General features: G+C 62.7%; 9 protein-coding genes and 3 pseudogenes. 4 read left to right on the forward strand and 8 right to left on the reverse strand.

Annotated elements, in window-relative coordinates:
* Positions 1 to 8: 8 nt before the first annotated feature.
* From PD885_RS19780 to PD885_RS19790, 3 genes and pseudogenes are all read right to left on the reverse strand, one after another.
* Positions 9 to 1311 (reverse strand): annotated as a pseudogene (locus PD885_RS19780) (MFS transporter).
* Positions 1312 to 1477: 166 nt separating this feature from the next.
* A complete protein-coding gene (locus PD885_RS19785; RefSeq protein ID WP_002803949.1) occupies positions 1478 to 1798 on the reverse strand; it encodes a hypothetical protein in 321 nt (106 codons plus the stop codon).
* Positions 1799 to 1843: 45 nt separating this feature from the next.
* Positions 1844 to 3010, reverse strand: a complete 1167-nt coding sequence (locus PD885_RS19790) for a class I SAM-dependent rRNA methyltransferase (protein WP_002803953.1) — start codon at positions 3008 to 3010, stop codon at positions 1844 to 1846.
* Between the two features lie 263 nt (positions 3011 to 3273).
* Here PD885_RS19790 and PD885_RS19800 point away from each other — a divergent pair, with 263 nt between their 5' ends.
* A complete protein-coding gene (locus PD885_RS19800; RefSeq protein ID WP_002803957.1) occupies positions 3274 to 4230 on the forward strand; it encodes a TerC family protein in 957 nt (318 codons plus the stop codon).
* Positions 4231 to 4350: 120 nt separating this feature from the next.
* Here the strand turns inward: PD885_RS19800 and PD885_RS19805 are convergent.
* Positions 4351 to 5064 (reverse strand): annotated as a pseudogene (locus PD885_RS19805) (glycerophosphodiester phosphodiesterase family protein); the annotation flags it as partial.
* Positions 5065 to 5132: 68 nt separating this feature from the next.
* On the opposite strand from PD885_RS19805, the pseudogene PD885_RS22560 reads away from it, so the two are divergent.
* The 3 genes and pseudogenes from PD885_RS22560 to PD885_RS22570 all read left to right on the forward strand — a co-directional run.
* Positions 5133 to 5349 (forward strand): annotated as a pseudogene (locus PD885_RS22560) (transposase); the annotation flags it as partial.
* 40 nt (positions 5350 to 5389) lie between these two features.
* Entirely contained in the window at positions 5390 to 6082 is a 693-nt protein-coding gene (locus tag PD885_RS22565; protein WP_335673681.1) for a DDE-type integrase/transposase/recombinase, read from the forward strand.
* A complete protein-coding gene (locus PD885_RS22570) occupies positions 5983 to 6258 on the forward strand; it encodes an IS3 family transposase (RefSeq protein WP_002802088.1) in 276 nt (91 codons plus the stop codon). The genes PD885_RS22565 and PD885_RS22570 overlap by 100 nt, the downstream gene beginning before the upstream one ends.
* A gap of 200 nt (positions 6259 to 6458) precedes the next feature.
* Here PD885_RS22570 and mnmE read toward each other — a convergent pair whose 3' ends face one another.
* The 4 genes from mnmE to rpmH all read right to left on the reverse strand — a co-directional run bounded on the left by mnmE (position 6459) and on the right by rpmH (position 10459).
* Positions 6459 to 7799, reverse strand: coding sequence for a tRNA uridine-5-carboxymethylaminomethyl(34) synthesis GTPase MnmE (gene mnmE / locus PD885_RS19815; RefSeq protein WP_002805881.1), 1341 nt, complete (start codon positions 7797 to 7799; stop codon positions 6459 to 6461).
* A gap of 303 nt (positions 7800 to 8102) precedes the next feature.
* Positions 8103 to 9818 carry a membrane protein insertase YidC gene (gene yidC / locus PD885_RS19820; protein ID WP_002805883.1) on the reverse strand — a complete coding sequence of 572 codons (1716 nt, stop codon included), beginning with the start codon at positions 9816 to 9818 and terminating at the stop codon, positions 8103 to 8105.
* 15 nt (positions 9819 to 9833) lie between these two features.
* On the reverse strand, positions 9834 to 10280 hold the full coding sequence (gene rnpA / locus PD885_RS19825) for a ribonuclease P protein component (RefSeq protein ID WP_002805884.1): 447 nt from the start codon (positions 10278 to 10280) through the stop codon (positions 9834 to 9836).
* Positions 10281 to 10318: 38 nt separating this feature from the next.
* Entirely contained in the window at positions 10319 to 10459 is a 141-nt protein-coding gene (gene rpmH, locus PD885_RS19830; protein WP_002805908.1) for a 50S ribosomal protein L34, read from the reverse strand.
* Positions 10460 to 10701 lie beyond the last annotated feature (242 nt).

Consider the following 10701-nt stretch of genomic DNA (forward strand, 5'->3'; position numbering starts at 1 on the left):
CGGACGCATCACTGGTTCACCGCCCGCGCCGGCACCCGCAGTACCAGCGCGGCGCCGAGCACCATTGCCCCGGCCAGCACGTACAGCGCCAGCGCGGTGCTGTACGTGGTGTCCTTGATCCAGCCCACCAGGTACGGGCTGACGAAGCCGGCGACCTGGCCGGTGGAATTGATCAGCGCCAGCCCACCTGCGGCCGCGGCGGCGCTGAGAAAACCGTTGGTCAGCGGCCAGAACAGTGGCGAGCCACTGACCGCACCCATCGTGGCCAAGGTCATGCTGAATGAACAAGGCCAGGCCCAGGTTGTCGGTGACGCTGGCGGCAATGCACAGCCCCGCCGCGCCCACCAGCAACGGAATCACAAGATGCCAGCGGCGGTCGGCCGAGCGCCCCATCCTCACCATCAACACCGCCGCGGCCAGGTACGGGATGGCGCTCATCAGGCCGATCCGGTTGGGGTCGGTGACGCCGCTACCCTGGATGATCGACGGCAGCCAGAAGCTGATCGCATACACGCCGCTCTGGATGCAGAAGTACACCGTGCCCAACAACCACACCGCCGGGTTGCCCACCAACGCGCTCAGCGAGGTGGACGTGCCGGCCGGCTTGCGCGCCTCGTCGTCTGCCAGCGCGCGCGTCAGTGCCTGTTTTTCCTGCGCATCCAGCCAGGTCGCCTGCTGTACGCCGTCGCTGAGCAGGAACCATACACAGATGCCCAGCAGCACGGTGGGCAGGCCTTGCAGCAGGAACATCCATTGCCAACCGGCCAAGCTACCCTGCCCGGCTGAAAAATGGCTGAGGATCCAGCCCGACAACGGCCCGCCGAGCACCCCGGAGACCGGGATGGCCGACATGAACATGGCTATCACCCGGCCGTGCTGGGCGCGCGGGAACCAGCGCGTCAGATACAGCATAATGCCGGGGAAGAAGCCGGCCTCGGCCGCACCGGTGAGCAGGCGCAGGATGTAGAACCCGGTCGGGGTGCGCACGAACATCAGACAGGTCGACAGCAGGCCCCAGCTAACCATCATGATCGCCACCCATCGGCGCGCGCCGATGCGTTGCAGGATCAGGTTGCCCGGCACCCCGCAGGCCAGATAACCAATGAAGAAGATGCCCGCGCCCAGCCCGTAAACGGTCTCGCTCATGCCTAAGTCGCCGAGCATCTGCAGCTTGGCGAAACCGACATTGACCCGGTCCAGGTAATTGAACAAATAGCAGACGAACAAAAACGGGATCAACCGCCACAGGATCTTGCGGTAGGTCGGGTCCATTCCGTCGGAAGGCGGAAGGAGCCGGGTCGCTTGGGTCATCGCACGCTCGCTCCAGCAGTCGGTAAGCCAACCAGTGCGCGGTGCATCGGCATTGGCATCGGCCACACTCAAGGGGTCAGCGCATTCTAGTTTGAGCTTTTTCCCGGAAGCATCGTCAGCCTGCTCCCTGTCTATGGACGTGCAGCCGCGTCATGTGCTGCGGCACTCAGTCGTCGAGTTCAGCCAGGCGTGCGCGCACGCTCTCGACATCGATGTGCTCACGCACATGCGGCCACTGCCGTGCCCACACCGAGCGAAACACGATCCACGCACCGAACACGCCCAGACAGGTAGAACCCAGCGCCAACACCAGCGGGTGCAGCGGCGAGCCGTTGCCGGTCTGGAACAGATACATGAAAGCCCCGGAAAACAGCAGCCAAACGCCGAACACCGGCCAGTTGCTGGCTAGCAGACTGGCATTGGGCCGCTCGATCTGCCGCAGCAACCGGGTCAGCGCCTTGCGTTCGTCATCGTCGCTCGAAGTCATCGCCTGGTCCGCTCCACGGGTTGATCGCCGCTAGTTGATCGCCGCTTAGACGACGCGGCAGAACACGGCCTTCAAATAGCGCGACTCCTGCACGTGCGCCATGAACGGATGGTCCGGACCGGCACCGGCCACTTTCAATATCTGAATGGTACGCCCGGAGAAATACGATGCGCGCCGCAGCATGTCCAAAAACTCCTCCTCGGCCACCAGGCCGGTGCACGAGAAGGTGGCGAACAGGCCACCAGGCTTGACCACGCCCAGCGCCAGCTTGTTCATGTCCAAATACTTCTTCAGCGCCGGAATCACCTGCTCGCGGTCGCGCGTCATCTTGGCCGGGTCAAGGATCACCACATCGAACTGCTCACCGCGATTGGAGGCATCTCGCAGCCACGGAAAGATGTCGGCCTGTACGAACTTCGGACGCACGTTGTTGAGCTTGGCGTTGCCCTTGGCGATGGCGATCACGTCTTCGTCGATGTCCACGCCAAGCACCTCGGACGCACCGCGCGCGGCCGCATAAACCGCAAAGCCGCCGGTGTTGCAACACAGGTCCAGCACGGTCTTGTCCTTTACCTGCTCGCTCAGCCACTGGCGATTTTCGCGCTGATCGGCGAAGAACCCGGTCTTGTGCGCACCGGCCGGGTCGGCACGGAACTTGATGCCGTACTCGGTGATCACCGACGCTTCGGTGGTGGTGTTGCTGTGGAAATCGAAGCTTTCCTGCTTTTGCACATGTTCGTCGGCAAAGCTGTGGAAGCGGCACCCCGGAAACTGTTCGCGCAGCGCCTCGTAGATCCATTCGCGATGGCGGAACATGCCGGCGGCAAAGAACTCCACCACCACAAGATCGCCGTAGCGGTCCACTACCAGGCCGGACAGGCCGTCGCCCTCGCTGTGCACCACGCGCCAAGCGTCGGACACCGCATCCAGGCTCAGCCAGTCGCGGCGCAGACTCACCGCCGCGGCGATTGTGCGCGAGAACCAGCCCGCATCCACCGGCACCGATTGATCGGTTTCCAGGATGCGCACGGCAATGCGCGAATGGCCGTTATAGAAGCCGCGGCCGATCCACTCCCCATCCACGCCGACCACATCGACAATGGTGCCAGGTTTGGGTTTGGCGGCGGGCTTTTCCACCAGCTTCTGGAAGATCCACGGGTGGCTGGAGCGCCAGGCATTCTTGAGACGGACGACAGGGACTGGAGGATTCATTGGCCCATTGTATCTGGCTGAATTGACGTGCCTGCCCCAGGCACGCAGAATCGGGCGCAGAAGGGGAGTAGCTCCCAGCGTTGTCACCGTCATGACGAGCCCGCCACGTGCAGCGCTCCGGTGCAATGGCAACCGGTCCATACCGGTTGTGAGCGAGACCTTCGCCGCGCAGGCGAAGGTCCGTCACCCGGAATCCAGGATGTCCGTGTCACAAGGCCTCAGCCCACCGGCTGTCCAGGTCGCTTTCACTTCGGGGATTCTTTATGCAAACCATTGGCAATGTCTGGTTATGGGGCGGGTTCGCCATCGTGGTGATCGTGGCGCTGCTGGTCGATCTGGTGCTGATGCGCCACGGCTGTGCCCACAAGGTCACCTTCAAGGAAGCCACCTGGTGGAGCATCGGCTGGGTGCTGCTGGCGCTGGCTTTCAACGCGGGCCTGTGGTGGTACCTGCAGTCCAGCGCCGGTGAGGCGGCGGCCAATCGCATCGGGCTGGAATTCCTGACCGGCTACCTGGTCGAAAAATCACTGGCGGTCGACAACATCTTCGTCTTCCTGATGGTCATGACCTACTTCGGCGTGCCCGAAGAACAGCGCCAGCGCGTGCTGATCATCGGGGTGCTGGGGGCGATCGTGCTGCGCGCGATCATGATCTTTGCAGGCTCGGTGCTGCTGACCAAGTTCCATTGGCTACTGTACGTATTCGGCGCGTTCCTGCTACTGACCGGCATCAAGATGTGGCTCTCGGCCGGCAATGAGCCGGATCTGGAAGCCAACCCGGTGCTGCGCTGGATGCGCGGCCATCTGCGCCTGAGCCCGCAGTACGACGGCCATGCGCTGAGCGTGATCAAGGACGGCAAACGCTGGTTTACGCCGTTGTTCGTGGTGCTGATCCTGATTGCGGTGATCGATGTGATCTTCGCGGTGGACAGCATTCCGGCGATCTTCGCGATCACTACCGACCCCTTCATCGTACTGACCTCCAACGTGTTTGCGGTGCTGGGCCTGCGCGCGATGTTCTTCCTGCTGACCGGCATGGCCGACCGCTTCCACCTGCTGCCGTACGGCCTTGCGGTGATCCTGGTGTTCATCGGCACCAAGATGATGATCATCGACATCTACAAGATCCCAGTGCTGGTTTCGCTGGCCGCGGTGATCGCGATCCTGATCTTCACCATCGTGCTGAGCCTGATGCGGCCGCCCAAGCCAGCCCGTCATTGACGGGCTGGGATGGAGGATTGTTAGTGCTGCGTCGCGACCGCCCGGCGATTGCCGCCAGCGTGATCGCGTTGCTGACCAGTAACGCCTCATCGCACGTTAGCGCGCCCACACGCCGGACGTTCAACGCCCCGCACGCTCGTTCAACGCATGCCGCGACAGCGCCGGATCGTCGGCAAAAAACGCATCGATGCCGGCATCCAGATACGTCGTCAGCTCGGCCAACGCACCAGCCTCGTTGCGCTCGGTCACCGCACCGCTGCTGCGGTTGTTGGCAGCCAGGAAATAATTCTCCGGACGGAACGTATACGGCTGGACCTGCAGCCCGGCCGCATGCGCGTCGTGCACCAGGCTGGTCGGCGTGCCCAAGCGTTGCTGCGCATCCAGCGGGATAATGCTGCGCGTGTCCGGGCCGATCGCATCGGCGTAGCTGGCGATCTGCTTCAGCCCCTCGGGCGTGACCATCTGCCCGTAGGTGCGCGGCGCGTTGCCTACGCCTGCATCGGGCAGCGCCATCTGCGCGCCACCAAGCAGCTGCAGTAAACGGATATTGCTGGTACGTCCGATCTTGCGACGCAATTCACGCAGATTGCCGGTCTCGAACGATTGGATCACCACCGGCGCTGACTGCGTGTACGTGTACGTGTGCGCACGCAAGCTCGCCAGTACCTTGTCTTCCATCGCCAGATTCAAACCGCTGAAATAGCTCGGGTGCTTGATCTCTGGAGTCAGCCCGATGGCGCGCCCGGTCGCCGCCGATTCCGCTGCCACGAAGTCGATGATCTCGTCGAAGGTGGCGATCTGGAACTGCCCATCCCAACGCGTGCCACGCAACTGCGACGTCCCCCCGATTTTGAGTAGCGCCTCAGTTTGGAGTCCAATTCCCTACCCCGAGGAGATTGGACGTGAAGAAGCGCTTTACCGAAGAGCAGATCATTGGCTTCCTGCGTGAGGCCGAAGCAGGCGTGGCGATCAAAGACCTGTGCCGGCGCCATGGCTTCAGTGAGGCCTCGTACTACCTGTGGCGCAGCAAGTTCGGCGGGATGAGCGTGCCCGATGCCAAGCGACTCAAGGACCTTGAGTCCGAAAACGCGCGGCTGAAGAAGTTGTTGGCCGAGCAGCTGTTCGAGAACGACCTGATCAAGGATGCGCTGCGAAAAAAGTGGTGAGCGCACCGGCGCGTCGTGCGCTGGTGCGCGAGTGGATCGGGTGCGGTGCCAGCGAGCGTCGCGCCTTGGCAGCGATCGGCATGAGCGCCAGTGCGCTGCGCTATCGCCCGTGCGAAGACCGCAACGTTGAGCTACGCGAGCGCATTCTTGCGCTGGCGCATCGCCATCGCCGCTATGGCGTGGGGATGATCTATCTCAAACTTCGTCAGGAAGGACGCGTCGTGAACTACAAGCGCGTGGAGCGGTTGTACCGCGAACAGCAGTTGCAGGTCCGGCGCCGCAGGCGCAAGAAGGTGCCGGTGGGCGAGCGCCAACCATTGTTGCGGCCATCGCAGGCCAACCAGGTGTGGTCGATGGACTTCGTGTTCGACCGCACTGCCGAAGGTCGGGTGCTCAAGTGTCTGGTGATCGTGGACGACGCAACCCACGAAGCGGTCGCCATCGACGTGGAGCGCGCGATCTCGGGACGCGGCGTTGCGCGCGTGCTGGACCGACTGGCACACAGTCGCGGTTTGCCGCAGGTGATCCGCACCGAGCGCGAAGCCTGCCCTCGGGGCACAACGGCAAGGAGTTTTGCGGCATGGCGATGGTCGCCTGGGCGCACGCCCGTGGTGTGCAGCTACGGCTCATCCAGCCGGGCAAACCGAACCAGAACGCCTACGTCGAATCGTTCAACGGCCGACTAGGCGACGAATGCCTCAACGAGCACTGGTTCCCAACACTGCTGCACGCGCGCACCGAGATCGAACGCTGGCGACGCGAATACAACGAGGACCGACCCAAGAAAGCAATCGGCGGCATGACGCCGGCCGCTTATGCCCAACATCTGGCAAACACCGATATCATCAGGCCCGGACTCTAAACCCGGCCGCTACTCAGGGCGGGGGGACGTCGCAGGCACGATAGCCACAACGCGCCGAGCCGGAGCAATCGAATCTGAGATATTCAGTCCGGCATTAGTAGCGCGAAGACTTATCGGTCGGAACCAAAGATTGCAAGATCAAAAACCTGGAAACAAAGATCTAAGAGTGGCGTTTGATGCGACCTATCCCCAGTGCCGCATCACTTACCAATACAAAAACTCGAAAAGATCTTGCCGAGCAACCCGTCGGCGCTCAGCTTGCCGGTGATATCGCCAAGTGCTTCATGTGCCAGACGCAGTTCCTCGGCGGCCAGTTCCAGCTGCTCGAACCCTAGCTCCAGATCGGCAGCATCTGCATGTTGTTCGGCGCGACGCAATGCTTCGACATGCCGTGTGCGTGCGGAGAACTCGCCGCCGACACTTTCTACACCATCGCCCAGCGCGAGATCGCGTAGGCGCATGTGCAATCGCTCCAGTCCCTGACCGGTCACTGCAGAAACCGCGATCGCATCGTGGTCGAGCTCCACGGCCTCGGTCAGCAGATCGCACTTGTTGTGGATCCATAGCTGACGCGGCACCGCATCGATGGCATCACCAATCGCGTCACGTGCGGCTTGCGGGTCGCGTGCGTCCAGCACCACTAGCGCCAGATCGGCGCGCTGCAATTCGGCACGTGCGCGGCGCATGCCTTCGCGTTCGATCGCATCGCCGCCATCGCGCAAGCCGGCGGTGTCGACCAACGTCAACTCGAAGCCATCGAGCTGGATGGCTTCGTGCAAGGTGTCGCGTGTGGTCCCAGCGACATCGGTGACGATCGCGCGATCGCTACCAGCCAATGCATTGAGCAACGAACTTTTGCCGACATTGGGCGGTCCGATCAACACCGCATGTAAACCGTCGCGCAACTTGCGACCGCGTTCGGCATCGCACAATAACTGTGCGAGCAGGCCGCGCGCCTTGCTCAAGCCGTCGCGCACTTGCACGCCCCCCAGGGTGTCCAGCGATTCATCGGCGAAATCGATGGCCGCCTCCACATGGATCCGCAAACGCGTGAGGCTGTCGCTGACCGTATTGACGCGGCGCGAGAACACGCCATCGAGCGAACGACGCGCGGCACGTGCCGCACGCACATCCCCGGCGGCGATCAGGTCGGCGATGGCCTCTGCCTGCGCAAGATCGAGTTTTCCGTTGAGAAATGCGCGCTCGCTGAACTCACCGGCACGTGCTTGACGCGCGCCCAAGGCAATGCAGCGCGCCACTAATTGCTGTAGCAATACCGGGCTGCCGTGGCCTTGCAGCTCCACCACGTCTTCGCCGGTAAAACTACGCGGCGCCGGAAACCACAGCGCAATGCCATCGTCGATCACCTCGTCATCCGCATCGCGAAAACGTGCGTAGCGCGCCTGCCGTGGCTGCAAATTCGTAATGCCCAGGTTCGCGGCAATCTGCGCGGCCTGCGGGCCGGATAGCCGCACGATGCCGATGCCTCCGCTTCCGGCGGCACTGGCGATGGCAACGATGGTCGATGGCGAAGAAGACATAGGCAGAGATTACGGCGTGTGGTCAGAGACGTTGCTTGCATGCGCGCCGGCGCGGCTGCTTCGTGGCCGCAATTCCAGAGCGGTGTCATACAGCCTTGCGTGCGATGGATCGATCTTCAATGCAGAGATTCGACGCTGCCTGCAGCCTGCTTGCCACAACCAATCGACGCCAACATTCCGGCGCGATTATGCACAGCAACATGCGATGAACGACGGTGCTTACACGACCGTGTTTTTGGCGATAGAAAGAACCGTTGCGGGCTTGCACGCAGAAGGCCCGCCTCGCGGCGGGCCTTCTTCAACTCACTTGGCGTTGGTCTGGATGATCTTGCTCGGCTTTTCGCCATGCTGGCGGATCATCCACCATTGGATCAGCAGACCCAAGCCACCGTTGACCACCCAGTACAGCACCAAGCCGGCCGGCATGAAGGCCATCATGACGCCGAACACCAGCGGCATGAACTGCATCATCTTGGCCTGCATCGGATCCATGCCAGGGGTCGGGGTCAGCTTCTGCGTAGCCCACATGATCGCGATGTTGAGCACCGGCAGCAGGAAGTACGGATCGCGCGCGGTCAGATCCTGGATCCAGCCCAGCCACGGCGCCTGACGCAGCTCCACCGACTCCACCAGCACCCAGTACAGCGCGAAGAAGATCGGCATCTGGATCAGCAGCGGCAGGCAGCCGCCCATCGGGTTGATCTTTTCCTTCTTGAACAGCTCCATCGTCGCCTGCTGATACTTCTGGCGATCATCGCCATAACGCTCCTTCAGCTGCGCCAGGCGCGGCTGGAAGCGGCGCATCTTGGCACCGGACTTGTACTGCGCCGCCGACAGCGGATACAGCGCCAGACGCAACAACACCACCAGACCGATAATGGACCAGCCCCAGTTGTGCAGGAAGCTGTGCAGATGGCTCAGTACCCAGAACAGGCCCTGGCCGATGATGGCCATGATCGAAAAGCGGCTGTAATCGACCACACGGTCCAGCCCCTTTACGTCTTCCTTGGCGATCAGGCTGACCAACTTCGGGCCCACCCACAGGCGTGCCTCGGTGCTTGCGGTCTGACCCGGTGCCACAGTGAAGGCCGGACCACGCAGTTCAGCCACGTCACGCGGGCCGTCCTGGCCCAGCACATACAGCGAGGCCTGATCCTTCTGCGGAATCCACGCGGTGAAGAAATGGTGCTGCAGCAGTGCCATCCAGCCGCCGGTGATCTGGCGATTCAAGCCGCCATCGTCCATGTAGTCCTTGAACGCGCGGCGCTCGTAGCCTCCCTGAGGGCTATACCAGGTCGCACCGTTGAAGCTGAAGGAATCCGGGTTGGTCATGCCGCGGCTGAGGATGGTCGGCACCCTGCTCAGCTTGCGGAACACGTAGCCGTTCCACGGCGCGTCACTCTTGTTGATCACTTCATCCTTGATCGAGATCGCGTAGCGACCGCGCTCCAGGGTGAAGGTGCGCCGAATTGATACGCCGTTGGGGCCATTCCACACGAACGGCACCACTAGGGTGTTCTGCCCCTTGGCCAGCTCGAATGCAGTGCCCGGCTGCTCAGCGCGGAAACCATTCACCCCCGGCACTGGCGAATGCTCGCTGGCCCAGCCGCTGGTGGCGTTGTACGGGTGAGCGGCATCTTCGCTCAGCAGGCTGACCGGCGAGGTGCCGTCCTTGGTCTGCGGAAACTGCAGAAGTTCGGCATCGAGCACGCTGCGGCCATCCAGCTTCAGGCGTAGCACGTCCGAGGTCAGGGTGACGACGGGTGCAGCGCCGGCAGCGGCAGGTACTGCCGTGGTGGTAGTTGGCACCGCGCCGGGCGCGCTGGCCTGTGGAATGGCCTGGGCGGCAAGCACATTGGCCGCCGACGCAGTCGCGTCCAGATCGCGTGCGGCCGGAACCGACTGTGCTGCAACCACGACGGGCGCATTCGCGACCGCCTTGTCCTTGCCCCACTCCATCCACAGCAGCGCCGCGACCATCAGCCAGGCAAAAATCAGGAAAACACGGGTCTGGTTCATCGGGCAGCAACTCGCTCAGTCGGAACTGGGTTCCGGCTCTGTCGGGGAAGGGGAGGATTGGTGCATCGTCCTGGCGGGCGGCATTGTGCCGGGCGCAGCAGGCAGGGGCAATGCGCCAGCACGGCGCAGCAGACGCAAAAATGCGTCACGGATCTGTGGATTGGTTGCCTTGGCAGCTGCCGAGCGCGCCACGATCACGTAATCGCCACCAGCCAGCTCAGGCAATAGGTGCCGCATGGCGTCGCGCAGGACACGTTTGATGCGGTTACGTCCGACTGCACGCGTATCGACTTTGCGCGACACCGCCATGCCCAGGCGCGGCGGTGTATCACCGGTACGCCAGTGCAGGCTGAGCAACGGGTCCGAAGTGCGGCTTGCGGTATCGAAGACGACCGTATAATGCGCACGCGTACGAACCCGCGCAGAGCGAGGAAATCGCCTGCACGGGTTCGGTGCGTTCACGGTAGGGACTGCCTCGGCCGCAGGGAGCGGCGCGGCAATCAAGCGCTCAGGCGCTTGCGGCCCTTGGCGCGGCGGCGAGCCAGGATCTTGCGGCCATCGGCAGTTGCCATACGTGCGCGGAAGCCATGGTCGCGTGCTCGCTTGAGGTTGCTGGGTTGGAAAGTACGCTTGGTGGCCATGGGGCCCTCTGCATGAATGAAGTCGAATAGGACCAGAAATTTTATAGGGCAGCTACAGGCCGGGTCAACTCCCCAGACGCGTTATTGCAGGCTATGCTGGCCCAAGCCTGTGGATGGACCTGTGAATAAGTCTGGGAAAACCCTGCCCTCAGTGCTAGTGTGTTGCGTCCTCTTTTAACTACCGGGCTGTGAGCACGGCGCTTTTCTGCGCGCCACAGCCGGCAACAGATGATCACACTTTG

This window comes from Xanthomonas fragariae (genome assembly GCF_900183975.1).
Taxonomy (GTDB): domain Bacteria; phylum Pseudomonadota; class Gammaproteobacteria; order Xanthomonadales; family Xanthomonadaceae; genus Xanthomonas; species Xanthomonas fragariae.